Genomic DNA, 25,930 nt, shown 5'->3' on the forward strand with positions numbered 1-25,930 from the left:
TAAACCATTATTGCGGTGTCCATTTATAAGAGGAAGACCATATGGGTGGGGCGGGCTCTTGATCAAAGAACCTTCCCCACCCGTACTACAACTATGAGGAAGGAGGCGTTCCATATGCAGGAATATTCGGTGGAAATGCGCGGAATTGTCAAACGTTTTGGTTCGGTTACCGCGAGCGACCAAGTCGATTTTTCGGCAAACGCGGGCGAGATACACGCGCTGCTTGGTGAGAACGGGGCGGGAAAAAGCACGGTCATGAGCATGCTGTCGGGCGTGTACAGAGCGGATGAGGGAGAGATTCTGATTCACGGTAAACCAGCCAAGATTCGTTCTCCCAAAGACGCGGGCTTGCTCGGAGTAGGCATGGTGTTTCAGAACTTCAGACTGGTGCAGACCTTGACGGCGGCGGAAAATATCGTGCTTGGCGAAAAATCGTCTTTCTGGCGCGGGAGAAACTGGATTAAAAACAAACATAAAGAAATTGAGGAGCTGGCGGAACGCTTCGGGCTGAAATTTCCGGTGGACCGTCCTATATGGCAGCTTTCCGTCGGAGAACAGCAGCGGGTGGAGATCGTCAAGACACTTTACCGCGGCGCTGACATTATCATCCTGGATGAGCCGACATCGGTGCTTACGCCCGGCGAGGTAGAAGGGCTGTTCAACACGCTGCGCCGGATGAAGCAGGAAGGAAAGACCGTAATCATGACCACGCATAAAATGAAGGAGGTCATGGCGTCCTCGGACCGCATTTCCGTTATGCGCAAAGGCAAAATGATCGCGACGCTGGCCACCAAGGATACCGACGAGCGCGAGCTTGCCCGCCTGATGGTCGGCAGAGAAGTCGTGATCGAGCGGCAGGAGCGCGAAGCCACACAAGGAGAAGATCTGCTTGACGTAAGAAACTTAAGCGTCTACGCCGATCACGGCCGCAAGGCACTGGATGGCTTGTCCCTGTCGGTAAGAAAGGGAGAAATCGTCGGGGTAGCCGGAGTAGCGGGCAACGGCCAGAAGGAATTGGCCGAGGTGCTGACCGGTCTTCGTACCTGGAGAGAAGGCGAGATTATCTTTGACGGAAGTCCGGTCAAGACCGCTTCGGTTCGCGGAGCGATTGATGCCGGTATTTCCCACGTACCCGAGAACCGCATGAAGAGCGGATTGGCGGGACGTTTGGGTTCGGTCGACAACCTGCTGTTCAAGTCGTACCGATCTGAAGAGCATTCGAAGTTCGGCATCCTGAAGGCGGCCAAGAACCGCATATGGTCCCAAGAACTGGTGCACAAATTCGATGTGAGAACGCCGGAGCTGGATACGCCAGTCCAGCATTTGTCCGGGGGCAACCAGCAGAAGCTGTTGTTCGCCCGGGAGGTTACCCACCAGCCGAAGCTGATGGTGGCCGTTCATCCGACGCAGGGTCTTGATGTCGGCGCGACGGCGGGAGTGCATGAGCTGCTTATGGAGCTTCGGGCTTCCGGGAGCGGCGTGCTGCTGATCTCGGAGGATCTGGATGAGCTGCTGCAGCTGTCGGACCGGATATTGGTCATTTATAACGGAGCAATCATTGGCGAGGAAACCCACGAGACGGCGGAGAGAGAAAGAATCGGCCTGATGATGGCGGGGATCCGCAGCAGAGAGGAGAGCTTGGTATGAGCCAGGAAAAGGCAAGCGGAAGGGCGCTTCCGGGACTTGTAAAAAAAACTTCCGGAGGTCGGCTGCCCTGGCGGCTGGAATATGATCCGTCCCGCATCCGCACGCCGTGGTGGACGCCGTTCATATCGGTGGCGCTGGCGCTTTTACTGTGCGCGGTCTTTATCTATGCCAACGGTATGAATCCGGTAACCGTCTACTTGAAAATGTTCAAGGGGGCCTTCGGAACCTCCTTCGGCATCACCGAAACTCTCGTTAAAGCCATTCCCCTGCTGTTGTGCGGTCTCGGTATCGCCGTGGCCTACCGGATATCGGTTTGGAATATCGGAGCCGAGGGCCAGTTGACGGTCGGCGCGATGGCTGCGACTGCGGTTACCATTTATTTTCCGAATCTGCCCGGCTTTTGGTCAATTCTGCTGATGCTGATCTTCGGCGTTGCCGCCGGCGCTTTCTGGGGGCTGCTCACAGCCATTCCGAAGACGCATTTCGGGGTGAACGAGCTGATCACCTCGCTCATGCTCAACTATGTGGCATTGCTGGCCCTTGATTATGTCGTATTCGGACCGTGGAAAGATCCTAAAGGCTTCAACATGCCAGGCTCTCCGATGTTCACCGCCGCGCAATCGCTGCCTGTACTCGGATCGACACGGCTGCATATCGGTTTAATTTTAGCGCTGGTTGCGGTTGTCATTTATTACTTGATGATCCGTTTTACGCGCTGGGGCTACGAGCTTCGTCTGATCGGAGCGAACCCGACCGCTGCCCGGTACGCCGGGATTCACATTTCACGCCATATTATCATCGTTATGCTGATCAGCGGAGGACTTGCCGGTCTTGCGGGGATGGCCGAAGTATCGGGAGTTAGCCATAAACTGATGCAGGGCATTTCGCCGGGCTACGGCTATACCGCCATTATCGTGGCATGGCTCGCCAAGCTGAATCCGCTCGGGCTTGTTGTCACTTCGGTGCTGTTCGGCGGATTGATCGTCGGCGGCTTCAGCGTTCAGACCATCGGTCTGCCATCGTCCATTTCGGAAATGCTGCAGGGCGCGATCCTGTTTTTCCTGATTGCCGGCGATATGGTTGCCCGCTTCCGCATTCGCCGGGGAGCGTAGCCCAAAGGAGGAGTCGAAAGAAATGGATTTTGTCACACAGTTATTGATCGCCGCCATTACCGCGGGTACGCCTCTGCTATTGGCGACGCTTGGAGGCATATTAAACGAACGCGCCGGCATTATTCAGCTCGGAGCCGAGGGTCTGATGCTGATGGGAGCGGTCTCGACCTGCATTGTGTTTATTCGCACCGAAAATCTCGGACTCGCGCTGCTCGCATCCGTTGGAGTAACGGCGCTGCTGGGTCTGGTTCATGCCTTCCTGAGCATTACGCTCCGGGCCAACCAGACGATGTCTGGTCTTGCAATGACACTGTTCGGCAGCGGCTTTAGCGCTTATCTTGGCAAGTCGATCAGCGGCAACCCGCTGCCCGGCAAGTTGCCGAGGCTGCATCTGGACTTTTTGAATCCGATTCCGGTGATTGGCCCTATTTTTGGTAATTTGGACGTTTTGACCTGGTTAAGCTTCGCGCTTGTTATTGTGCTTCATCTGCTCATTCACCGCACCTCCTTCGGGCTGCACCTGCGGGCGGTCGGAGACAGTCCGGCCACCGCGGATGTCATGGGCGTCCACGTCCGGCTGATCCGTTACGGGTATGTTACCGTCGGAGCCATGCTGATTGGCCTTGCGGGAGCGGATATGGTCCTGACCGTCGCTCCGACCTGGAATGAAGGGCTGACGGCAGGCAGAGGCTGGATCGCGGTTGGTCTCGTGATTTTTGCCCGGTGGAATCCGGTAAGAGCGCTGCTATGCGCCTACTTCTTCGGAGCGCTGGATTCACTCGGTTTCCGCATGCAGCTGCTCGGCAGCGCCATTCCGCCTTATTTCCTGAAAATGATCCCGTATATCGTAACGATTCTTGTCCTGATGTATTTGGGATACCGCAATCGCAACAAGCCTTCCGGCACGCCGGAATCGCTGGGTGTTCCTTACGTTCGGGAGCAGCGGTTCTAGCGCCGCGAGGCGGTCTTGAGATAGCTGAATAACTTTAAAAAGGGAGGGGAGCTTATGGAAGCTTTGCGTGACGAGCCGCTGTGGACGCCGGCTGTTCATCGGCCCCGCAGCCTGCATGAGGCATGGGAGCTGAAACGGACGCTCGGCGCGGATGGCGTCTATGTCTCCGGAAGCACTCTGCTGCGGACGCAGTGGGAAGCCGGAACGGTCGCCATGCCGAAGGCGCTGATCGATTTGCGAGGGATTAATGGCCTCTCGGATATTGATGAAGATGGCGGAAGGCTATCCATCGGCGCCCTTGCCGACTTGTCCCGGTGCCGGCGAAACGCCGCGCTGGGACAAACGGCGCCCGCCGTTCAGGAGGCGGTCCGCTGCATCGCCGCTCCGGCGGTGCGCAATCTGGCGACGATTGGCGGCAATATCGCAGCTGGCGTCGGCGATTGTCTTCCCGCGCTGCTTGTCTGCGATGCGGAGCTGACCGTTTTTGACGGCAAGTTCCAGAGCCGCAGGCGGATGGAGGATTGGCTGGCCGAACGGTGGAGCGGAACGCTTCCGCCAGAGGAAATCCTGACGGGGCTATGGCTTGCGCCCCCAGCAGGTCCTTCGGGAAACAGGCGGATTGAGATCTTCCGCAAAGTCGGCCGAAGGGAAGCGTTCACGCCATCGCTGGTTACAGTGGCGATAGGGGGTTTTATTGACAGTGAGGGGCGCCTCAGCGGCGTGAAGATCGCGGCTGGAGGAGGAAGCGGCCGCCCGCAGCGGCTTAGCCGAGCTGAAGCGCTGCTGGAAGGGGCCGATATCGGTCCGGAGCTGCTGGCTTCGGTATACGAGGCGGTATTCTCGCAGTTTGATACTTACGGTGATCCTTTTGTGACGGTGGAATATAAGAAAAAGACAGCAGGCAATCTTCTTGTTGCTGAGCTATGGAAGGCTTTGGAAGAAAACGCTGGAAAATAAAAGGCGGACATTCATGTAACACGGAGAGAGGGCGAGGATTACCGGAGCTATTGAAAGGGGAGAGGGAAAATGCTGCTAAGCAGAGAATCCAGCGGGGGCCGGTGGAGAACACGGCCCGACGGAATGGAAAAAGTCACCGGCACACTGCAGTATTTAACCGATATGAGCGCAGAAGGCATGCTGGTCGGCAGAGTTCTTCGCAGCCATCAGGTTCATGCCCGGATTCTGGCTCTGCGCACGGAGAAGGCGGCCGCCGTACCGGGCGTGCATGCCGTAATCACGCATGAGGATGTTCCCGGCTTGAACGGCTTCGGCATCGCCCTTCCGCATCAGCCGGTATTCTGTGAAGACCGGGTCCGGTACACCGGCGATGCGATCGCTGCGGTAGCCGCAGACAGCGACGAAATTGCAGAATATGCGCTGTCTCTGATCGAGGTGGATTACGAGCTGCTTCCTGTTATTACAGACCCTGAGGAAGCCATGAAAGAGGATGCTGTCCTGCTGCATCCCGAAGGCAATGTGCTGCATCATACCGAATACCGTAAAGGCAATCTGTCCGAAGCTTTTGCGAAGTGCGCCTATGTGACGGAGGAGACATATTTTACGCCCCGTCAAATGCATACGTATATGGAAACCGAAGGCGGACTCTTTATTCCTGAAGACTATGGCCGCCTGACCGTATACTCGGCCACGCAGCACGGCCTGATGGACCGCAAGCAGTTGTCCCGGATTCTGGAGATGCCGGAGGAGAGCATCCGCGTCGTATCGAGTCCGATCGGGGGATCGTTCGGAGGCAAAGACGAGCTGAACGTTCAGCCATACGGCGCTCTTCTGGCGCTTCGCACGGGCAAGCCGGTACGGCTGCATAATTCCCGCGCCGAATCCGTCCGGGCGGGGCTCAAGCGCCACCCCATGAAGATCACCATGAAGACCGGCTGCGACAAGGACGGCCGGCTGCTGGCCCATCAGGTAAGGATTGTCTCGGACACCGGGGCCTACGCCACGCTTGGAACCGAGGTGCTGAATTTCGCTACGGAGCATGTGATGGGTCCTTACCTGATTGAACATATGGACGTCGAAGGCTTCTGCGTCTATACAAACAATGGCGTTTCCGGCGAATTCCGCGGATTTGGCGGGAATCAGGCCATCTTCGCCGTTGAAGGACAGATCGACCGGCTGGCTGAAGCTGCGGGCATCGATCCGTGGGAAATGCGTCTACGGAATCTAAGGAGATACGGCGATCCCGGACCGCTGGGGCAGCCAATCGTCCAGACGCACGGAGCCATGCAGGTATGGGAGGCGCTGGCCGCCGCTTCGCTGATGGCGGAGAGAAAGAACGGGCCGGGCCGGGACGCCAGGGACCCTTGGACGGTAACCGGCGTCGGTGCGGCCATCGCCATGCACGGAGCCGGGCTCGGCAAGGGGATTCCCGATCCGGCCGGGGGCAGGCTCTGCCTGGCGCTTGACGGCAAAATCGAGGCCGTATTCGGCTACGAGGAGTTCGGCCAAGGGCTAATCGCCACGATGGAGCAGATGCTGATCGAGCAGTACGGATTTGGCGCCGATGATTTGAGGATCATTATCGGCGATACCGATGTCGTGCCCGACAGCGGTTCAAGCACGGCGTCCAGAGCGACCAGCATGATGTGGATGGCGCTGCGCAGGCTGCACCCCGATTTTACCGCCCGGCTGGCGGAAGCGGCCGAATCGGCTTCCGGCGTAAGCGGCCTGACTGCGGGACCCGGAGGAATGTGGAAAGGAAGCAAGCTGATCCTATCCTACACTGATCTTGCCCGTACTCTGAATGAACCTATTGTGTGCGAAACCGTGTTCGATTATCCAACAACGTCTCTTGAACGGGTGGGCGCCCATTTTCTCTATACGTACTCGGCGATTGCGGTTAAAGTTGAGGTTAATCTGCTGACAGGCTGTGCGCGGGTCGTTGACCAGTATCATGCGGTTGCCGCCGGGCCGGTTGCCAATCCGCAAGGGTATTTGGGGCAAATCGAGGGCGGCAGCAGCATGGCTGTCGGCTTCACGCTAACGGAGGATGCCTTGATGAACGAGGGCTCCTATGTTACAAAGAATCTGGATACGTACATTATTCCGACGATTGCCGATATGAGCGGCGTTCAGGTGGAGGCGATCGAGGATTTGCCGGATCATGATACTTACGGCCCCCGCGGCGTAGGTGAAATCGGCTCGGTGAATCTGGCTCCCGCAGTCGCTTCTGCCATCTTCCAGGCGGTAGGCAAGCGGGTGACCCGGCTGCCGATTGAGCCCGAATTTCTGCAGGAAACTCCGTTTATACCACAGAAGGCGGTGAATGCGAATGTTGGATAAACACGCAGCCAATCCGGGAAAACGGAATGATCATCTTCCAGAGCCGGATCGGGATAACGAAGAGAGTCGCTGTATGCCGGATGGTGCCGAGGCTGCATCAGGGATGCTGAACCAACCGAATTCCGCTGAATCAGGCCGTTCGGGCGAAGCCGGGGAGAAGCTGATCAAGCTTACCTGCCGCATCAACGGTCAGCCGGTGACTGCCGAGGTTCCGCCTTCGAGGCGTCTTCTGACAGTGCTGCGCGAAGAGCTCGGGCTTACCGGCACGAAGCGTTCCTGCGAGATTGGGCGCTGCGGCGCCTGTATGGTGCTGCTCGACGGCCGTCCGGTCAATTCCTGTCTGACGATGGCCTACCAATGCGAGGGAGCCGAGATCACGACGATTGAAGGCTTGAGCAGCGGCGGATTGCATCCGGTGCAGCAGGCTTTTTTGGAGGAAGGCGGTTTTCAATGCGGTTATTGTACGCCAGGGATGGTGGTTTCGGTGGTCGCCCTGCTTGCGGAAAATCCGAAGCCGTCCCCGGAAGAGATTAAAGAGGCGCTGTCAGGCAATTTATGCCGGTGCACCGGATATGGCGGCATTATACGGGCCGTAAACAAAGCAATTGAAAAAGGAGTAGGATAAACGATGGCAATCCCCGCTTCACCTCTTACGCTTTCAGAAATCAACGGAATGAACAACGAAGAGTTTGTGGAGACGCTTGGCGGTATTTTTGAGCATTCACCGTGGGTTGCCGAATCGGCTTACACTTCCCGTCCTTTCGGATCGGTTGGCGAACTGCATGATGCGATGACGGAAGCTGTCCGAAGCGCGAGCCAAGAGAAGACGCTGTCGTTGCTGCGGGCTCACCCCGATCTTGCGACCAGACTTCAGGTTACGCCGCTGTCGGCTGCGGAGCAGAAAGGCGCAGGGCTTGACCGGCTAACCCCGGAGGAATTCGAATTGTTAAGCGATTTGAACAAGAAGTATACCGAGAAGTTTCATTTTCCATTCATTCTGGCCGTCCGCGGCAAAAATAAAGACGATATCATCCAATCCATCAGCGAGCGTGTTAACCTTCCGGCTGAGGAGGAATGGAACCGCGCGTTGTTTGAAATCGGCAAAATTACGAGATTCCGCCTTGATGATCTGCTAACGAAATAAACGAAAGTGAATAAGCCTGCAGCAACCATGCATCCTTAATTATCATTCAACTATCAAATGGGGCGTTCAGAGTTAAAGGGAAACTTGAAAATTGGGCAGTGTATCCCCAGCTTACTAATGAGTATTTTCACCAAAACTACCATGACACGCAATGATATATCGCACGTTCATAATCACGATTGTTAAAGGGAGGTGGCGGCATGAGCGGACGTTTGACCACACACGTGCTCGATCTGGTACAGGGGATTCCTGCCTCTGGGGTCTTCTTGCAGCTAAGGCGGCTGGAGAACGGAGAGAGTCTTCTGCTCCGCGAAGCGGTTACGAATGAGGATGGAAGGCTGGTTGCTCCTTTGCTGGAGGATGCGGAGATGAAGCCTGGCGAATATGAGCTTCTGTTCCACGCGGGAGATTATTTTCGGAAAAAGGATCAAGGCACCAGCGGTTTTCTCGATTTGATCCCGATCCGTTTCCATATCGGCGGCGAAGGCGGCCACTATCATGTTCCGCTTCTGCTTGCTCCCGGAGGATACAGCACCTATCGCGGAAGCTGAATACCGGACTATTTGCCAAAAGAACATTTGAAAAAATTGACGACGACGGGAGGGAACGGAACATGAGCGATTCTTATGAATTGATAATAAAAAATGGTCTGGCGGTCCTCCCCGGGGAGGTCGTGAAGCTCGATATTGGCATAACCGGCGGCAAAATCGCGGCACTGGAAACCGATATCGAAGCCGGACCGGATACGGCCGTCCTTGATGCCGAAGGTCAGTATGTACTCCCCGGCATGATCGACATGCATGTCCATTTTAACGAGCCGTCGTTTGGCCATTGGGAAGGCTTCCGAACCGGATCGGCGTCGCTCGCGGCTGGAGGCTGTACTACATATGCCGATATGCCGCTGAACGGCAATCCGCCGACGGTGAACCTGCCCGCTCTCCGCCTGAAAGCCGAAATGGCCGCTGGTCATTCCGCAGTCGATTACGCGCTGTGGGGCGGACTTGTGCCGGGCAATCTGGACAATCTGGAGGAGCTGTGGTCGGAAGGCGTCACCGGTTTCAAGGCTTTTATCTCGAATCCTGGAGGCGAGGGCGAAGGACGCTTTCGCGAGGTGGACGACGAGACCCTGTACCAGGGGATGAAAAAGATCGCCGCGCTCGGCGGCATTCTGGCACTGCATGCGGAGAGCGACGAGATGACGGCGGTCCTTGCGGCGGAAGCCGTTCGCGAGGGACGGACGGGAGCGCGCGATTTTGCGGCTTCCCGGCCGGCACAGGCGGAGCTTGAGGCCGTAGCCCGGGCGCTGCTGTACGCGGAGCGGACGGGATGCCGGCTGCATTTTGTCCATATCAGCACTGCCGCTGCGCTCGAGATGATTCAGGAAGCCAAATTGCGGGGTCAGGATGTCTCGGCGGAAACCTGCCCGCATTATTTGATATTGACAGAAGACGACATGGAAAGCATGGGACCGGTGGCCAAATGTGCGCCTCCGCTGCGGAGCGCCGAAGAGCGGGAGAAGCTGTGGAAGGCACTGGAGGAAGGAAAGGTCGATCTCATCGCATCCGACCATTCGCCATGTCCTCCCGAGCTGAAGCTTGCCCCCGGGCTGTCCTTCTTTGAAGCCTGGGGCGGGATTTCCGGGGCGCAGAGCAGTTTGGAGCTGATGTTCCACGAAGGGGTGAACAAGCGCAAGCTTCCGGTTACGCTGATTTCCCGCCTGCTCTCGAGATTTCCGGCAGAGCGCTTCGGATTGTCCGGCCGCAAAGGCTCCATTGCTCTCGGGATGGACGCCGATCTGGCGGTGCTGAACCCGGATATGTCGTATACCCTTGCCGCTTCGGATTTGCTGTACCGTCACCGGCATAGCCCGTATGCCGGCATGGATCTGTCCTGCAGGGTAACCTCCACTCTCTGCAGGGGCAAGATTGTGTACACCCTTAAGCAAGGCGTCATTTCCCCTGACGGCGGAGAGTGGATTCAAACCGGCGAAGGGCAGCCGGTCTTATGAGCGAGTCATTCATTCAATCTCCGGCCGCCGAAATGATCGAGCTGCTCGAGGAGCTCGCAGCGTTCAGCGCCCCGGGAGAAGGAGTCACCCGGCTGCTGTATACGCCTGCATGGAAGCAGGCGCAGCAGTTTCTGCTGAACCGGGCAGAGGCAGGCGGCCTGAAGGCCTATTCCGACAGTGCCGGCAACGTCTATGGCAGGCTTGACGGTACGGGCTCTGACGGCAAAGTCGTCCTGACCGGATCGCATATTGATACCGTCGTAAGGGGAGGGAAATACGACGGGGCTTACGGGGTAGCGGCAGCTTTTACGGCGCTGCGCTACCTGAGCCGGGTGTACGGCCCGCCGCTTCGGACGCTGGAGGCCGTCTCGTTCGCCGAGGAGGAAGGCAGCCGGTTTCCGCTGACCTTTTGGGGTTCGGGCAACGTGACCGGCCTGTACGATGGCAGCGAAGCGGAGAACTGCAGGGATGCCGAAGGGATGACGCTGCGAGAAGCGATGACAGGCAGCAGCTTGGCCGGTGATAAGTCTCCCGCTCCAAGAGACGATATCGCCGCGTATGTCGAGCTGCATATCGAGCAGGGGATCGTCCTTGAGCGGACGGGGACGCAGATCGGCGTCGTGTCGGCGATTGCCGGACAGCGGCGGTTCGCCGTGTCGGTCAAGGGGACGGCCAACCATGCCGGGACTACGCCGATGGGGCTTCGCCATGATGCACTGGCTGCTGCGGCCGAGATGATCGTGCAGCTTGAGCACTCTGCCGCGGAGGCTGGAGAGCCGCTAGTAGCTACTACCGGCAGGCTGGAGGTCTATCCCAATACGCCGAATGTCATTCCTGGCGAAGTGATGTTTACGCTGGACATCCGCCACAGCGACGGGAATGAACTGGAGGCGTTCTGCGCAGCGGCTGTGTCCGCGTTTGAAGAAATCGCGAAGCGCAGGGGTGTCACCGTGAACATAACGGCCCGGCTGAGCGCTTCTCCCGCGCCGATGGACAGAGGTCTCAGCGGGGAGCTTGAGTCCATCTGTACCCGGCAGGGCAGGACGTACCGGACGATGGTAAGCGGAGCGGGACATGACGCCCAGCTCTTTGCGCCCCTAACTAGAACGGCGATGATTTTTGTGCCGAGCCGCGCCGGCATCAGCCATTCCCCGGAGGAATATACACCGCCTGAAGAGCTGGCGGCCGGGCTGGATGTGCTGATCGCGCTATTATACAAGCTAGGATACGAGGATTTGAACGATAACGGTTTAACGCCGCATAACACGAAGGAGAGATGGACATGAAGCGGTTTGAGGACTTGTCGCCGTCGCTGCGATGCATCATGACTCCGGGACCGGTGGAAGTGGACCCGCGCGTACTGCGCGCCATGTCTTTTCCGGTGCTCGGCCAGTTTGATCCCGAGTTTACGAATATTATGAATGAGACGATGGGCATGCTGCGGGAGCTGTTCGCTACAAGCAACCAATGGGCTTATCCGGTAGATGGAACCTCCCGCTCGGGAATCGAGGCGGCGATGGTCAGTCTGATTGCTCCGGGAGACCGGGTGCTGATCCCGATTTACGGGCGCTTCGGGCATCTGCTGCATGAAATCGCCGAACGCTGCGGCGCGGAGGTGCATACGATTGAGAAGCCGTGGGGAACGGTATTCGATAAGGAAGAGATCATTGCCGAGATGCGCAGGGTGAAGCCCGATGTGGTGGCGATGGTTCACGGCGAGACGTCGACCGGACGACTGCAGCCGCTCGAGGGAATCGGGCAGGCCTGCCGCGAAATGGACGCTCTGCTCATTGTCGATGCCGTAGCGACCATCGGCGGGGTGCCTGTCGAGACGGATGCCTGGCAGCTCGACGCCGTGATTGGCGGAACGCAGAAATGCCTGTCCGTCCCGTCGGGAATGGCTCCGATTACGTACAACAAGCGTGCCGAAGAGAAGCTGCTGAAGCGCAAGCGCGTGGAGCGGGGGCTTCGTACCGGCGATGACGGGGCGGACGAGATCACCGTAGTGAGAAGCAATTATTTCGATCTTGGAATGCTTCAGGACTATTGGAGCCCTCTGCGGCTTAATCACCATACTGAAATGACTTCCATGCTGTACGCCCTGCGCGAAGGGCTGCGGCTCGTATTGGAAGAAGGGTTGGAGGCGCGCTTCGCCAGACACCGTCTGCATGAACGGGCGCTTGTCGCCGGTCTGGAGGCGATGGGACTTGAGCTGTACGGAGACCCCGGCTGCAAAATGCCGATGGTCACCTGCGTGACCATTCCGGACGGTATTGACGGAGAATCGGTGCGCTCCATGCTGCTGGACCGTTTCGGCATCGAAATCGCCAGCTCCTTTGGTCCCCTTAAAGGAAAAATCTGGCGCATAGGCACCATGGGCTTCAGCTGCCGCGGCAACAATGTGCTCAGAGTGCTGGGCGCGCTGGAGGCTGCGCTGATCCGCCACGGCTTCACCCCTCCGGCCGGAAATGGCGTTCAGGCGGCGCTTGACGTCTACGAACAGGAATAGGATAATCGTAGGAAATATTGGATGCAAGGCGTTCGGGCGGTTACCCGTCCCGATGGAATTCGAAAAACGGCCACCGGTCCCTATGGGAAGGCAGAGCCGTTTTTTCTTAAAATTAATGAATGAAGGGAGCGTAAAAATATGGCCTTTACAAGAAAACCTCTTGCCGAATGCGTTCCCGCACTTGTCGCCACGGCGCGCGGCGAATTGCCGGCTACCCTGGTCATTACCGGGGGAAAGCTGGTTAACGTATGTTCCGGCGAAATTTTGGAAGGCATGTCCGTCGGCATTCAGGAAGGGCGTATCGCCTATGTCGGCAAGGACGTATCTCATATGATCGGGGAGAACACCAAGATTATTGATGCGGCGGGAAAATATATCGCTCCCGGTCTGCTCGACGGTCACTGCCACATCGAGAGCACGCAGCTGACCGTTACCGAATTTGCGCGCGCGGTTCTTCCGCTCGGAACGACCGGAGGCTTCTTCGACGCCCATGAAATCGCGAATGTATTCGGTCTTAAGGGCATCAGGCTGATGCTGGATGAAATGCGTACGACCCCGCTCGCCGCATATATGCAGGTGGCTTCCTGCGTTCCGTCGGCAGGTCCCGAATTTGAAACGACCGGAGCGGCAATCGGGCCGAAGGAAGTGGCGGAGGCGTTCACCTGGGGAGACGATGTCATTGCCCTCGGCGAGGTGATGAATTTCCCGGGTGTCGTCTACGGCGACGATAAGATGATCGGGGAAATTCAAGCGACCCTGCGCGCCGGAAAATACGTCGACGGGCATTTCACCTGGCCCGCGAGCGACTGGCGGCTCCCCGTGTACGCGGCAGCCGGCGTAACCGGCGATCACGAGTGCGTGACCGCCGAGGACGTGATCGAGCGCGTACGGCTGGGCATGTACGCCAAGATGCGCCGAGGCTCCGCATGGCATGACGTCGCCAAGACGATAACGGCGCATACCGAGCATGGCCTCGACCCGCGCCGGATGATGCTCGTCACGGACGACCGCAGCTCGGAATCGCTGCGCGATGAAGGGCATATGGACTTTGTGGTCCGGCATGCCATTGCTCAGGGGGTGAAGCCGGTGACCGCCTTCCAGATGGCAACGATCAATACCGCAGAACGCTTTGGCGTTGCCCGGGACATCGGCTCCATCACTCCCGGCTCGATCGCCGACATTATTCTGCTGGACGGCAATCTCGCCGACGTCAACGTCGTCATGACGATCGCCGCCGGGACCGTAGTGGCAGAGAATGGGGCGATGACGGTTTCCCTGCCTTCCTTTGCCTATCCTCAGGAAGTGCTGGCTTCTGTACATCTGCCGAAGCGCCCGGTGGCGGCGGATTTCGTTATTAAGGCGCCTGTCGAGTCCGGCACCATCGCCACCCGGGTGATCAAAGTGCTGGAAAATCATGTAGAGACGATGGAACGCATTCTGTCTCTGCCCGTATCGGACGGGAAACTTCAGGTAGGAGGCGGGTTGTGCAAAATCGCCGTTCTGGAGCGCCATAAAGGAACGGGAAATAAGTCGGTCGGCGTAGTGGAAGGAGTCGGCTTCCACGAGCCGGCGGCCATTGCCATGACCGTGGCTCATGACAGCCATAATGTGCTTGTAATCGGCAGCGATGACGAGCTGATGGCCCAGGCAGTAAATGCCGTCGCCGACGCCCAGGGCGGAGTTGCGGTCATTTCCGGCTCCGGCACGACCCTGTTCCCGCTCGCCATTGCCGGTCTGATGTCCGCCGAGCCGTTTGAGGTCGCCGCCGCCCAATCGGCCGCGATCAGCAAGGCGTTGTACGATTCGGGCTGCACCCTCAACTACGCCTTTATGACGCTGTCGCTGCTCGCGCTTGCGGTCATTCCGACGCTGCGCCTGTCGGATAAGGGCCTGGTGCGGATTACGCCGGAGGATGGCATTCAGCTTGTGCCGCTCTTTTGCGAAGAGGGCGTTAACGCTTCTGTCTAAAAATCTGCCGGACGGCTCGCATCGCCGCTGCTATCGGTGCGTCAAACGTACCTGACTGCCGGGCTTCCCGCAGCACTTGTCCCGGCCATCCGGACCGGCTGTTGTTTTGCAGAGGCTTCCGCTCCCTGGGCGCGAGAAGCCTTCTAAAGCAGCATGATTATCTCCCGGGGGGATGTCTTTAACAATAGAAACTCCGCTGCTCCATTTCGGGCAGCGGAGTTTTTATTGTCTAGATAGCCAATGAGGAAGGCACAGGACCGGACCGGACTGGTCCTGGTTATGACTCTGGCTATGCTCAACTCTCCAAATCTATTAAATCAAAGATGGGAATATCATTTTTCGACGCCAAATATGTATTAAATTTACATAAAATTTCTGAAAATTTGAATTTTAAATGAATTTTATGCGTTTAGGCATCAAAATCATTAACCAGAACGAATAGTTTTGAAACATTTTTCCCGAAAAGATGCTAATATAATATTAATTTAAGGCATCCCGAAGACGATATAACTAAAAATGAACAATAAATAGATTTGATTGATCCAATGCTCAAAGATTAGCGCTAAGCCTGAATTAAAAATTATGCGGATGGGGGAACACGAGATGATCAGATTGGAAACGAAGGATATCGTGAGTATCGCCAAGAAGCAAATTGCCAACATTTTTAAGATGGAGCCGCTTGAGCTGAGATTTGTTGATGACTTTCAAGGGGAGAAGAGCCTCTTGACAGATGACAAGCTTCATCTGACCAACCGTCATTATTGGGCTAAAGTAATGGATTGTATCTTTGAAAATCAGGTTCGGCCGGTCTTGATGTGTGAAGTGCTGTATTTTCTCCGCAACGAGTATTTGGAAAGTGAGATCGACCTGAAGTTTTCGTTCGATTTCTCCGAAGGATCCCTGGTTGATGTCGACGCCGTCGCAGAGGTTAACTTTAACGACAACCCGGATCTCGATAAGAATGAAATTGCCGAGCTGATCGATTTCGCGCTGGCGCTGCAGGACAAACAGTGGTTTGAAGAGCTTTCCCAAAAGTATAAAGAACTGAGCGCCTAAGCGACATGAAACAAATAGACATTCGCCGGATGACGCCGGCTAAAACGGGCCGCCTCTTTTGACAATGATTGGATTGTTCAGAAGAAGGCGGCTCCTTTGTGTTCACATCAAAAAACTGCCATATTAATAGAAGGAATTGAGATATAATTCCATAAAAAAGGGATTCGTGATTTTTATTATATAGGGTGTGATTTTACATACAGATTACGTTTTCAACGGTCTGCTATGATCAAGCCATTAGGAGCTGGGAAAAGTTACATCTGGTTTTGTGAAAATATTCACCATTTAACGTGAAAGTTTTCACTGCCTTTCCCGGACTTTATGAAAATGGCCGATCGATCATACAAAGAAGGTTCAGGCCTAGCGGGGAAGGGGGAAAGGCCATTCTTATGAAAGCTCCAGGAGCTTCCATAAGAAAGACAACGGTGCCAGCATCAGATTTACAAATAGCTGTATAATACTGGGGATTTGGTAAAGGAGAATCGGGATTGAAAAAACTTATTTCATTAACTGTAAGCGCTGTGATGCTGTTATCGCCTTTCGCCTTCGCAATTGATGCGCCGGCATTAAAGTTAAAGGTCGACGCCGTTTCCGCGGCTTCTGAAGAACAACCGGCGACAGAAACGCCTAAACCGGCCGCAACGCCTAAGCCTGCCGCTAAACCGAAAGCGACTGCAAAACCAAAGGCGACAGCCAAGCCGAAAGCGACGGCTAAACCAAAAGCGACCGCTAAACCGAAGGAAACGTCCAAACCGAAAGCAACGCCAAAGCCGGCTGCCAAACCAAAGGCAACCGTGAAGCCGAGCGCAAAGCCAGCCGCCAAGCCTGCAGCAACAGCCAAACCGGCCGCAACGGCCAAGCCCGCTCCTAAAGTGACGGCCAAACCGAAAGCAAGCGCTAAACCGGCAACCGTCAGTGCAAATGTATATCAAGACGGCGTGTACGTTGCTTATGGAAACGCTTATTCCAAAGGCACCGAGGGCGCTAAGGTTACAATCAAGAACGGCAAGATCGCCGATATCGAGCTGCTCAGAACGAGCCCCAAGCTGATTGACAGAGACGCCCGCAACAACTACAGCGGCGTGTGGGTTGCCTATGAGCTGATGAAAGAAAGACTTCTGGGCAAGACGAGAGAAAGCGCTGCCAAGGTCGATGCGGTCTCTGGCGCCTCGCGTTCTAGCAACGGCTGGAAGCTGTCGGTGGACAGAGCGTTTGTAAGAGCGCTGCAAGTGAAGCCGAAGGGTGTTGTATACTTTGCCGGCGAACACATGGGTGTCGATCCGGAAGGCAAATATGCCGTATTCTCCACTTATGACTCTGCCAAACTGACCGGCGTCAAGGTCTACCCGCTGAACAGCGCAGGCGACATCATTGAAGAAAAAGCGTTTACGCCGGAACAGGCGGCAGCGGTTGCAGCCATTACTCCAGCTCTGCTGGCCAAGGGAACGGCTGCACAGCCTACCGCCGGACTGGAAGCGGATTTTAAAGCGGCAGTCAATGCTTTCTGGGACGCCGAGCAGAACGCGCTCATCAATAATACAAGCAAGTACATTGACGGTTTCTATTCCTCTTACGGCACGGCAAGAAGCGTAGGCGTGGAAAGAGCTGACATTATCATCCGCAACGGCAAACTGGTTGATGTGAAGCTGTACCGTCTGGGAAGCAACCTGCTGGACAGAGGAACGACGGCTTATGCCAAAGTCGTGGAAGCCAATGCTCCGATGACCGCCAAGCTGCTGGCTAACGGTTCGTACATCGCCAACTACGACGAGAAGGTTGACGGCATTTCCGGCGCGACCGAAAGCAGCCACGGCTGGAACCAGTCTGTGGAAAGAGCGTTCGAGAAAGCGCTGAAAGTTCCGGCGAAGGGTCAATATTTTGACGGCAAATTTGCCGGTGTAGACAATCAGTCGAAAGTGCTGCTGCTGGTCGATATCGCTTCGGATAAGGTTACAGGCGTTACCGTTAGCCTGTTCGGCGCTGACAAAAAGCTGATCGCCGCCGACAAGCTGACCGATGAGCAGAAAGCTCTTGTTGCCCAATTGACTAGCGGCCTGCTGGATAAAGGCGTACAATTCGCCGATATTGCAGGACAGGAAGCCCTTTCCGCCGCGGCCAAAGCAGCTTTGGCTGACGCCTTGGCGAACGCATCCAAGACGCAGGGAGCATATAAAGACGGCACCTATATCGCTTACGGCGACGCTTATGACAAAGGCACCAACCAGGCCAAAGTAACGCTCCGCAACGGCAAAATCGTTGACCTGGCTCTGTACCGTCTGGGCATGAACATGGTTGACCGCGGCGAAGCCGCTTATAAAGAAGTAGTTAAGGCCATTCCTCAGCTTACCTCTGAGTTTTTGGCGGCAGGCACAAGAGAAGGCGTTCAAGAGGTTGATGCCGTCTCCGGCGCTACAAGCAGCAGCAATGCGCTGAAAGCAGCCGTTGACCGTGCCTACGGCAAAGCGGAAATTGCGGAAGCCTACAAAGCGGCTTATTTCAACGGCACCTACATCGGGGTGAGCGCTGATAAATCCGTGAATGTTATGGTAACCGTCAAGTACAATGTTCCAGTGAAGATGGTTGTCTACTATCTGGACGACAAAGGCAACGTAAAAGCGAACGATAAACTCACAAATGACGAGAAGGCCGTGAAGAGCGAAATCGAAACGCCTTCGTATGACAGCTTGCACAAGTACGGCTACAGAGCTGCGGCATTCGGCGCGAACGATGCCCAGAAGGCAATATCCGCCAAAGCGGTGGAAGCGATCAAGGCCGCGCTGGAGAGCGCAGGCAAATAACAGGCGATAGGCCCTGTTTTAAAGGAGCTGTTCCCGGGACCATACCAATGGACCGGGAACGGCTCCTTTTTGCTGACTTTTGAAGGGATTGCAGCGGCCGATGTCAAAGTTAGTGTGGATAAAATAGAAGAATGCTTAACTATGTAGGAGGCTCACCATGAAACAAATCAACCAACTGGCGCCACAGGACGAATTCATCGGCTTTTACCTGCTGCGGGAATTGACGGTCAAACAGACGAACGGCAATCCTCCCAAGGATTATTTCGATATTGTGCTGTGCGATTCCAGCGGTCAGCTGTCCGCGAAGTACTGGGATGTATCGACTGCGGATAAAGAGACATTTTTTCCAATGGGACTGGTTAAAATTCAGGGCATTGCCCATTTATACCGGGAGAAGCTGCAGGTCAAGATCATTAAAATGAGACTTGCGACGGAGGAGGATGGGGTGTCGCTGACCGAATTTATCCGCTCCGCACCCATCCGGCCGGTCGATTTGATTCATGCGATCAAGCAGGCGATGAATGCCATAAGTGATTCGGAAATTCGGACGATCGTTGCGTATTGTGTGGGCAAGGTGGAGGAGAAGCTGATGCATTATCCGGCGGCCAAGACCCACCATCATGCTTATTTTGCCGGGCTGGCCTACCATATGACGAGAATGCTGGAGATTGGCGATTTTCTATGTAAACAGAGGCCCTTTCTTAACCCCGATCTGCTCAGGGCGGGCATTATTCTGCATGATATCGCCAAGCCGGAGGAAATGATCGCCGAGCTCGGCATCGTCTCGGACTACAGTGTCCAGGGCAAGCTGCTCGGTCATATCGCGATGGCCTCGAACTGGATTACAGAGGCGGCGATCCGCTCAAATATCGATCTGCAGTCCGCGAAGGTTCTGGCGCTTCAGCATCTGGTGCTGTCGCATCACAACCTTGGAGAATGGGGAAGCCCGGTGCAGCCGCAGACGGCCGAGGCGGTAGCGCTGCACCATATCGACGCCATGGACGCCAAGCTTCAGATGGTGGAGGATGCGCTGGATACGACGCCGGAGACCGAAGAGTGGACGCCGATGATCCGCGGGCTGGAGAATAAGGCCGTATACCGGATGAAGCTGTAGATCAAGCCGGCCAAAAGGCCTGGTCAAACGCCTGGCAGGAATTAGTCCTCGGAGCAGGGAGAATCTCCAGCTGAACCAGTCACGCGGATAAAAGTTATCCAGTGGAATCCTTAGCAGCCGGACTTGGAAGCCGGGAGCCGATCATGAATCGGCTCTTGGATCAGAGTCCGGTTTTGTTGTGCAGACATTCGGAAGCAAGAAAAAAGCAAAGCAATCCATAAGTATCACAAAACATGGAATATAAAATAACACTTACTTAACGCCAATTCGTTGGAATCTCGTGCAAAAGAGACGTGATTTGCTAAGGAAATAAAAAAATCAATGATTTTGGTATACAAAATACCGAAAAACTATTCATCAACTATGAAAGTTGTGTTACAATCCTTTCGAAAGCAAGTTAAATCCACAGAAGAAGAGGGATGCTGATGATCACAATGTCGCATATCGTGTATGGTTTGGTGACTTTGAGTGTCATTCTGGTCATGCTGTTTAAACGGGGAGTTGTCATTCCGACTCTGATCGGTACCTTCCTTATCGGTTGGATTTACACGGGCAGCTCGATCAGCGGTTTCAAGACGGTGTTCAACGCAAATTTGACGGCGGCCAGAGAACTGTTCGTCATCTTTCTGATCATCACGTTCATGGTAGCGCTGCTTGGATCGATGCGGGACATCGGCGCTGACCGCCGCATGCTTCAGCCAATTCAGAAATGGATGGTTAACGGTCATATGGCTTATTTTCTCCTCGCTGCCATCACCTTCGTCATTTCCCTGTTCTTCTGGCCGACACCGGCTGTTCCTCTTATCGGTGCTCTGCTGTTCCCGGCGGCGATTCGCGCCGGACTCCCCCCAATGGGCGCGGCAATGGCCGTGGCGCTTGCCGGTCAAGGCATGGCCTTATCCTCCGATTATGTGATGCAGACTGCTCCCAAAATGAGCGCCACAGCGGCGGGAGTAGCCGTCACCTCGGTCGCCGACAAGGCGTTAGTGCTGTCACTCATTACCGGTGTAATTGCCATTGGCGGGTCCTATTTGATGATTCGAAAATCCATCAGGAAGAAATCTTTCGAAACAGCAGATTCATCGCTGGTCTTTGGAGAAGCCGGCAGAACGCAGTATCCGGCACAGGGCGTTCCAGCCGCCGCTATTACATCGGACGAGCCTGCAGCCAAGGTTCTCTCCGTGAATGCTTCCGCTTCAGGTTCCGTCAGATTGGAAGATTCGGAGCTGTCCGCCGCCTATGCGGAAGCAGCGGCGGCAGTCGACACGCTGGATCCTTCCATGATGAAATGGTCCAAGCTGTTCGCCGTCCTTGTCCCGCTTGCCATGTTCGGCGTCATGGCAGTCATGGTTGTGAGCAAGTTCTCAGGTAGCGGCGGAGCGCTGATTGGCGGCGACGGCGCGGCATTTATCGGCGGCGTAGCCGTGATGCTGCTCATTATCTGCAGTACGGCATTCCACAAAGTTAAGGTGCTGGACAGCATCGCTGACCACTTGGTTGAAGGCTTCGTATTCGCTTTTAAAGCGATGGGGCCGGTTATTCCTATTGCCGGATTCTTCATGCTCGGCAGCGCGGATTTCTCGGGAGGCATTCTGTCGCTTGGGGAAGGCGCGACTCCTCCGGCTTTCCTGTTCGATATGGTATCTGCTATGCAGCAGTATATTCCTTCCAGCGCCATCCTGACCGCGTTCAGTATCCTGCTCATCGGCATCCTTACGGGTCTCGACGGATCGGGCTTCTCGGGACTGCCTCTTACGGGCTCGCTCTCCGGAGCACTTGCCGAGCATGTGAATGCCGATCCTTCCACGCTCGCGGCGATCGGTCAGATGGGAGCCATCTGGGCGGGCGGTGGCACGCTAATCGCCTGGTCGTCACTGGTTGCCGTTGCGGGATTTGCGGGCGTATCGGCCATTGATCTGGCGCGCAAAAACTTTCTTCCGGTTGTTGTCGGATTAATTGTCGCTACAGTGGCCGGTGTTCTGCTCTGGTAGCTTGGAAAGAGGATTTCGATCGTGGAATAGATCATCCAGTATCCTGGCAGGGATCGTCCGAAGAAGAAGCCGGACGATCCCGGAGGCCGGATCACATCCAGGAGGATAAGCGGTTGTTCGCTTTCGCATCCGCAGCCTGGCGGCCGGCCTGCGCAGCGATTCGAGGCAGCAGCTGTTCAGCGGACTTGCTGATTACATCCGCAATGGTCACGGCCATGTCGGCGACGAAGGTAAGGCTGGTATGCTCCAGCACCTTGTGGTTCAGATCGGGATCAAAGTTATTGACGATTCCCTTTAAATGAATATTTCCGATTTCGGGCAACTGCTTGTCCAGGCTTGCTCCGGGCTGCAGGGCTCCTTCCACCAGTTGTATGGTGCCTACCTTGTAATACCGGCCCAGGCAGGAATCTACGGCAATGATATAAGGGCGCTTATGTTCCTTGTTGATCCGTGACACCAGCTTGGCGAGATTGAGAGAGTGTACGGGCTTATCCAAAGTGCCGTAAATGGAAATGCCGGAAGTGCTGCCGAACCGTTTCTCCAGCCGGCTTCCGACCAGCGGCCCCAGCGTATCTCCGGAATAGCGGCAGGTTCCGATCCCGACCACGACAAGCTCATCGTATTCCGGGCCCTTCAAGAAGTGCCTGAGCAGCGCTTTGGACAAGTAAGCTGTCGTTCTTTTTTCAAGATAATGACTGTTTGTTACCATGATGATCAGCTACTTTCTTGTTAACAGGTTTTAGAAAGCTTCTATTATATAATCGTATCGGCAAAAAAAGACCGGAATGCATGCTTTCATTGTATGGATAAATTCGGCAAATAGCCAGACTCGAAAGTTAGGTTAACCGGTTGCCTAACCGGTCTTGAGACTCAAGTGTCCGGAGCTCGGAAGGCTAAAAGAAACTGCTCCTTCTTTTTTCGCCATTTGGTATACAATATACCATAGAAATTTGAACATGGAAAGGAGTGCCGTTTATGCCGGTTACCTATTTATTAACCCATATGACGTGGCCTGAAGTAGAGGAGGCGCTAAAAACGGTAAAAATAGCCATTATTCCGTTAGGAGCCCATGAACAGCATGGCCCGCATATGGCAGAGAGCTGTGATTCTGTGTTGGCCGAAGAGATGGGGAAGCGGCTGACCGAGGCGCTGCACCCGCTCGCTCTGATGACTCCCGTCATCAATATGGGGGTGTCTCCGCATCATTTGCATTTTCCGGGAACGATCAGTCTGGAGCCTGCAACACTAATCGCCATTCTCCGGGATATGGTGTCTTCGCTCCGGAATTATGGCATCCGGAATTTTCTCGTACTGAACTCTCATGGCGGCAACCAGTCCACACTTGGGGTCGCTGCCGGAATACTGTCCACGGAGCTGGATGTACGGTTCATGTATGCCAAGACGACCGCTTCGGCCAAGGATGTGATGGACCGGCTGATCGATTCCAGGCTGTACGGCCACAGCTGCGAGCGGGAAGTGTCCGAGGCCTTGTACTTGGCTCCCTGGCTCGTGCGACAAGATAAGCTTGCATCCGGTGATATCAGTGAGGGAGATTGGCGGAAGCTTCGTCCGGGAAATCCCATTCAAGGTTTCTATTATTATGAAGAAATGACCCGAAACGGCTGTATCGGAAATGCCCCGGCAGGCAGCCCCGAAATCGGGGAGGAGATTGTGGAGACGGCGGTTTCGCGTCTGGCCGCCGCCGCCCGCGAGCTCATCGAGCCATGATGAAGGCGGTCCGGCTGCTGATGGCTGGGGCGATAGCGGGCTATATCTGGAATGAGCTCGCGCCGGGCCGGGCGGCAGGGATTGTGCTCTCCGTATGCAGTCTGGGTGCCGCGGCACTGCTGCTCGGCATCGTCAAGGGCATACCGTGTCTGCTTGGCCTGCTGTTCACGGGCGCCGGAGTTGTAATGTATGCCCGGCACGGAACGGCCTGGCAGGAAGCGATAAGCGGCTTTGGCAGCATGCTGAATGTCATCACGCTGCTCACAATCGTTCCGATCGTCTCGCTTCCGATTGAGCTTGGCGGCTATGCGCGCCGTATTCAGACTGTCATACGCAGCAATATTAGGCATACAGGGCCGCTCTATATCGTGACATCGCTTCTGTCCTTTGTACTGAGCGCGTTCATGAGTCTGGCCACGCTGCCCATGGTGTACCGGGTAATCCGGCCGTCGGTCGATTTATACCCCGTTGAACATAAGGAGAGATTTATGAGCCGCGCCATCACGCATGGCTACAGTATGCCTTTCCTATGGACGCCGGTGGCTCCGATTGTGGGTGTTGTTGTAGAGATGACCGGAGTGAGCTGGGGCCGTATGCTTCCGCTCGTCATTCCGTTCAGTCTGCTTGGCCTTGTTCTGGATTGCGGGATGGGCCTCGCAATCGCTGGCCGTCACAGACGGCGTATGGCTGCACCGGTTCTGGCGGTGAAGGCATCCGGCTTCCGTTCCGCGGATATTCAAAGGGCATCCGGGCTGAAGAACGATGTCTGGCTGCGCGGCATCGGCGCGGGAGACGGGCCGGCTGTGTCCGCCGGCGAGCTCCGGACGGCTCACAGCCGGCCTAAACAGCCTTGGAGTTCGGATACTGAGGACCCAGAAGCCGCTGCAAGTATCGTTGCTGCAGCTGAGACCCCTGAGAATCCGTCATCACCGGATCTCTCAAGCCCGCAGCGGGGGAGAAATCCATTTCAGATTCTGCTGGCGATGGCTGTCTTCGGGCTCTCGCTGCCGCTTCTTCAGGCCGTCACCGGGCTCGGATTTTTGCTCTTGGTAACGCTGTTCACGATCCCATTTGCACTCATGTGGGCGGTTTTCATTTCGGAAGGACGAACGTTTGTTGTCAACATCCGGGAGCTTCTTCCTATGCAGCTGCTGCGCATGAAGGATCAGTTTCTTGTGCTGTTATGCGCCGGATTCATGATTTCCGCGATTGAGAATACAGGAGCCGGTCTGACGGTTAACGCCGGAATTTCCCTGCTTGGCGGTTTGGTTGGCGAGCATCTGTTTCTGGCTCTGATTCCCATGATCCCCTTGGCTCTGTCTATGGCGGGTGTGCATCCGGTCGTGGGAACCGCGCTGACTGCCGGCGCGTTGAATCCGGCACTTTTGCATGTACCGGTGGAGCTGACGGCGATGGCTATGCTTGTTGGCGCTTCCTGCTCCTATATGCTGGGACCCTATAACGCTACGGCCGGATTGATGTCTTCACTGTCCGGGGAGACACCGCAGCGGATCTCAAACTGGAATGCGCCGTTTACCGCCGTCTTTCTGCTGACGGCTATGGTGTTTCTGTATGTTAGTTCGATGTAACCAATAAAGACAGCTGCATAAAAATTCTTAAAAATTTCAATTTTTAGATTGACAACATTAAAGGATGTAAGCAATAATAACGGCATAACCTAATTTGGTATACAATATACCAAATACAAGTTAAGAAATCCGACATGGATTTTCCGGACAACCCGTCCGGTCTGTCGGCAAGATGACAGAAGCATTTTGTCGGCAGCCAGCCCTGAGACTAAACCATCAGGCTGCGTAACCGTTTCGCGTGAACCCCCTTTAAAAATGGAGAGGAGAGATTTCAATGGCTCAAACGATCAGCAAACCCCGCTTTCTGAACAAAGAGGAATTCCGGCATGCGCTGGAGCAGGCAATTGAAGGCAACGCGGTTGCCAAGGCTCCCTTTACGACCATGTGGGCGAACGGCGAACTCACCAAGGATATCTTTGCCAGATGGGTTGAACAGCATTATGCCTATGTCGGTCCTTTCGCCGATTATCTGGCTTATATTTATGCGAACTGTCCGCATGAGGACGCCAAGGATTTTCTGCTTCAGAACATGTGGGAGGAAGAGCTTGGCGGAGACCGGCACACCGATCTGCTGATCCGCTTCGGCGAAGCCTGCGGGACTACCCGGGAGAAGGTCGAAGCGATGGAGAACCTTCTGCCCGAAACGATTGGCCTTCAGTCCTGGTGCTACCGGATGGCGTTCCGCGAGAATTTCCTGTACGCAACGGCAGCGCTCGTCGTTGGCCTGGAATCTCAGGTGCCCGCCATTTACCGTCGCCAAACGCCGACACTTCGCGAGAAGTATGGTTTCACGGATGAAGAGGTTGAATTCTTCGATCTGCACATCGTATCCGACGAAATTCATGGCGAACGGGGATATCAGATTGTGCTTGAATACGCCAGAACAGCGGAAGAGCAGCAGCGGTGCATTGAAATCGTTGAGGAAGCGACAAAAATGCGCAGAATGTATCTGGCCGGCATTTCCCGTGAGTTCTGCGGCAAGTAACTTGGCAGGATGACCGCTTGTAACCGATA

General features: G+C 55.5%; 20 protein-coding genes. 19 read left to right on the plus strand and 1 reads right to left on the minus strand.

The genetic code is table 11. The features are described from left to right. Window positions 1–114 precede the first annotated feature (114 nt). From PSAB_RS06910 to PSAB_RS06985, 16 genes are all read left to right on the plus strand, one after another. Window positions 115–1,647 carry an ABC transporter ATP-binding protein gene (locus PSAB_RS06910; RefSeq protein ID WP_025333849.1) on the plus strand — a complete coding sequence of 511 codons (1,533 nt, stop codon included), beginning with the start codon at window positions 115–117 and terminating at the stop codon, window positions 1,645–1,647. Further along, window positions 1,644–2,759 carry an ABC transporter permease gene (locus PSAB_RS06915; RefSeq protein ID WP_025333850.1) on the plus strand — a complete coding sequence of 372 codons (1,116 nt, stop codon included), beginning with the start codon at window positions 1,644–1,646 and terminating at the stop codon, window positions 2,757–2,759. Before PSAB_RS06910 ends, PSAB_RS06915 begins: the two co-directional genes overlap by 4 nt. 22 nt (window positions 2,760–2,781) lie before the next feature. Beyond that, window positions 2,782–3,711 (plus strand): ABC transporter permease, encoded by a 930-nt coding sequence (locus tag PSAB_RS06920; protein WP_025333851.1) that lies wholly within the window; start codon window positions 2,782–2,784, stop codon window positions 3,709–3,711. Window positions 3,712–3,765: 54 nt separating this feature from the next. Further along, window positions 3,766–4,668 (plus strand): FAD binding domain-containing protein, encoded by a 903-nt coding sequence (locus PSAB_RS06925; protein WP_025333852.1) that lies wholly within the window; start codon window positions 3,766–3,768, stop codon window positions 4,666–4,668. Window positions 4,669–4,737: 69 nt separating this feature from the next. Further along, window positions 4,738–7,011, plus strand: a complete 2,274-nt coding sequence (gene pucD / locus PSAB_RS06930; RefSeq protein WP_025333853.1) for a xanthine dehydrogenase subunit D — start codon at window positions 4,738–4,740, stop codon at window positions 7,009–7,011. A 103-nt stretch (window positions 7,012–7,114) separates the two neighbouring features. Further along, window positions 7,115–7,636: a (2Fe-2S)-binding protein gene (locus PSAB_RS06935; protein ID WP_084266636.1), complete on the plus strand. Its 522-nt coding sequence runs from the start codon at window positions 7,115–7,117 to the stop codon at window positions 7,634–7,636. Between the two features lie 3 nt (window positions 7,637–7,639). Next, entirely contained in the window at window positions 7,640–8,155 is a 516-nt protein-coding gene (gene uraD, locus PSAB_RS06940) for a 2-oxo-4-hydroxy-4-carboxy-5-ureidoimidazoline decarboxylase (protein ID WP_025333855.1), read from the plus strand. Between the two features lie 200 nt (window positions 8,156–8,355). Continuing rightward, complete coding sequence (gene uraH, locus PSAB_RS06945; protein WP_025333856.1) at window positions 8,356–8,706, plus strand: hydroxyisourate hydrolase; 351 nt, start codon at window positions 8,356–8,358, stop codon at window positions 8,704–8,706. A 62-nt stretch (window positions 8,707–8,768) separates the two neighbouring features. Further along, a complete protein-coding gene (locus PSAB_RS06950; RefSeq protein ID WP_025333857.1) occupies window positions 8,769–10,163 on the plus strand; it encodes an allantoinase in 1,395 nt (464 codons plus the stop codon). Then, a complete protein-coding gene (locus PSAB_RS06955; RefSeq protein WP_025333858.1) occupies window positions 10,160–11,449 on the plus strand; it encodes a M20 family metallo-hydrolase in 1,290 nt (429 codons plus the stop codon). The genes PSAB_RS06950 and PSAB_RS06955 overlap by 4 nt, the downstream gene beginning before the upstream one ends. Next, window positions 11,446–12,672 (plus strand): pyridoxal-phosphate-dependent aminotransferase family protein, encoded by a 1,227-nt coding sequence (locus PSAB_RS06960; RefSeq protein WP_025333859.1) that lies wholly within the window; start codon window positions 11,446–11,448, stop codon window positions 12,670–12,672. Before PSAB_RS06955 ends, PSAB_RS06960 begins: the two co-directional genes overlap by 4 nt. Before the next feature lie 138 nt (window positions 12,673–12,810). Beyond that, window positions 12,811–14,640 (plus strand): adenine deaminase, encoded by a 1,830-nt coding sequence (locus PSAB_RS06965; RefSeq protein WP_025333860.1) that lies wholly within the window; start codon window positions 12,811–12,813, stop codon window positions 14,638–14,640. A gap of 603 nt (window positions 14,641–15,243) precedes the next feature. After that, a complete protein-coding gene (locus tag PSAB_RS06970; protein ID WP_025333861.1) occupies window positions 15,244–15,696 on the plus strand; it encodes an IDEAL domain-containing protein in 453 nt (150 codons plus the stop codon). Between the two features lie 488 nt (window positions 15,697–16,184). Beyond that, window positions 16,185–18,494 (plus strand): FMN-binding protein, encoded by a 2,310-nt coding sequence (locus PSAB_RS06975; protein WP_025333862.1) that lies wholly within the window; start codon window positions 16,185–16,187, stop codon window positions 18,492–18,494. Between the two features lie 157 nt (window positions 18,495–18,651). Then, complete coding sequence (locus PSAB_RS06980; RefSeq protein WP_025333863.1) at window positions 18,652–19,608, plus strand: 3'-5' exoribonuclease YhaM family protein; 957 nt, start codon at window positions 18,652–18,654, stop codon at window positions 19,606–19,608. A 419-nt stretch (window positions 19,609–20,027) separates the two neighbouring features. Then, window positions 20,028–21,599 carry a hypothetical protein gene (locus tag PSAB_RS06985; protein WP_025333864.1) on the plus strand — a complete coding sequence of 524 codons (1,572 nt, stop codon included), beginning with the start codon at window positions 20,028–20,030 and terminating at the stop codon, window positions 21,597–21,599. 91 nt (window positions 21,600–21,690) lie between these two features. On the opposite strand, the gene yyaC is transcribed toward PSAB_RS06985, so the two are convergent. Further along, on the minus strand, window positions 21,691–22,308 hold the full coding sequence (gene yyaC / locus PSAB_RS06990; protein ID WP_025333865.1) for a spore protease YyaC: 618 nt from the start codon (window positions 22,306–22,308) through the stop codon (window positions 21,691–21,693). Between the two features lie 266 nt (window positions 22,309–22,574). On the opposite strand from yyaC, the gene PSAB_RS06995 reads away from it, so the two are divergent. The 3 genes from PSAB_RS06995 (at window position 22,575) to PSAB_RS07010 (ending at window position 25,901) form a co-directional block, all read left to right on the plus strand. Then, window positions 22,575–23,327: a creatininase family protein gene (locus PSAB_RS06995; RefSeq protein WP_025333866.1), complete on the plus strand. Its 753-nt coding sequence runs from the start codon at window positions 22,575–22,577 to the stop codon at window positions 23,325–23,327. Further along, a complete protein-coding gene (locus tag PSAB_RS24505) occupies window positions 23,324–24,916 on the plus strand; it encodes a hypothetical protein (protein WP_025333867.1) in 1,593 nt (530 codons plus the stop codon). The genes PSAB_RS06995 and PSAB_RS24505 overlap by 4 nt, the downstream gene beginning before the upstream one ends. A gap of 274 nt (window positions 24,917–25,190) precedes the next feature. Then, on the plus strand, window positions 25,191–25,901 hold the full coding sequence (locus PSAB_RS07010) for an iron-containing redox enzyme family protein (protein ID WP_025333868.1): 711 nt from the start codon (window positions 25,191–25,193) through the stop codon (window positions 25,899–25,901). Window positions 25,902–25,930: the final 29 nt, after the last annotated feature.

The sequence above is a fragment of the Paenibacillus sabinae T27 genome (assembly GCF_000612505.1).
Taxonomy (GTDB): Bacteria; Bacillota; Bacilli; order Paenibacillales; family Paenibacillaceae; genus Paenibacillus_AQ; species Paenibacillus_AQ sabinae.

What these genes read in the sequence shown, in the direction of transcription:
- PSAB_RS06955 (WP_025333858.1), top strand. Translation starts at nt 10,160, where the DNA reads ATGAGCGAGTCATTCATTCAATCTCCGGCCGCCGAAATGATCGAGCTG.
- PSAB_RS06965 (WP_025333860.1), top strand. Translation starts at nt 12,811, where the DNA reads ATGGCCTTTACAAGAAAACCTCTTGCCGAATGCGTTCCCGCACTTGTC.
- PSAB_RS06910 (WP_025333849.1), top strand. Translation starts at nt 115, where the DNA reads ATGCAGGAATATTCGGTGGAAATGCGCGGAATTGTCAAACGTTTTGGT.
- PSAB_RS06950 (WP_025333857.1), top strand. Translation starts at nt 8,769, where the DNA reads ATGAGCGATTCTTATGAATTGATAATAAAAAATGGTCTGGCGGTCCTC.
- uraH (WP_025333856.1), top strand. Translation starts at nt 8,356, where the DNA reads ATGAGCGGACGTTTGACCACACACGTGCTCGATCTGGTACAGGGGATT.
- PSAB_RS06915 (WP_025333850.1), top strand. Translation starts at nt 1,644, where the DNA reads ATGAGCCAGGAAAAGGCAAGCGGAAGGGCGCTTCCGGGACTTGTAAAA.
- PSAB_RS06935 (WP_084266636.1), top strand. Translation starts at nt 7,115, where the DNA reads ATGCTGAACCAACCGAATTCCGCTGAATCAGGCCGTTCGGGCGAAGCC.
- uraD (WP_025333855.1), top strand. Translation starts at nt 7,640, where the DNA reads ATGGCAATCCCCGCTTCACCTCTTACGCTTTCAGAAATCAACGGAATG.
- PSAB_RS06970 (WP_025333861.1), top strand. Translation starts at nt 15,244, where the DNA reads ATGATCAGATTGGAAACGAAGGATATCGTGAGTATCGCCAAGAAGCAA.
- PSAB_RS06960 (WP_025333859.1), top strand. Translation starts at nt 11,446, where the DNA reads ATGAAGCGGTTTGAGGACTTGTCGCCGTCGCTGCGATGCATCATGACT.
- PSAB_RS06920 (WP_025333851.1), top strand. Translation starts at nt 2,782, where the DNA reads ATGGATTTTGTCACACAGTTATTGATCGCCGCCATTACCGCGGGTACG.
- pucD (WP_025333853.1), top strand. Translation starts at nt 4,738, where the DNA reads ATGCTGCTAAGCAGAGAATCCAGCGGGGGCCGGTGGAGAACACGGCCC.
- yyaC (WP_025333865.1), bottom strand. Translation starts at nt 22,308, where the DNA reads ATGGTAACAAACAGTCATTATCTTGAAAAAAGAACGACAGCTTACTTG.
- PSAB_RS06980 (WP_025333863.1), top strand. Translation starts at nt 18,652, where the DNA reads ATGAAACAAATCAACCAACTGGCGCCACAGGACGAATTCATCGGCTTT.
- PSAB_RS07010 (WP_025333868.1), top strand. Translation starts at nt 25,191, where the DNA reads ATGGCTCAAACGATCAGCAAACCCCGCTTTCTGAACAAAGAGGAATTC.
- PSAB_RS06995 (WP_025333866.1), top strand. Translation starts at nt 22,575, where the DNA reads ATGCCGGTTACCTATTTATTAACCCATATGACGTGGCCTGAAGTAGAG.
- PSAB_RS06925 (WP_025333852.1), top strand. Translation starts at nt 3,766, where the DNA reads ATGGAAGCTTTGCGTGACGAGCCGCTGTGGACGCCGGCTGTTCATCGG.
- PSAB_RS06985 (WP_025333864.1), top strand. Translation starts at nt 20,028, where the DNA reads ATGCTGATGATCACAATGTCGCATATCGTGTATGGTTTGGTGACTTTG.
- PSAB_RS24505 (WP_025333867.1), top strand. Translation starts at nt 23,324, where the DNA reads ATGATGAAGGCGGTCCGGCTGCTGATGGCTGGGGCGATAGCGGGCTAT.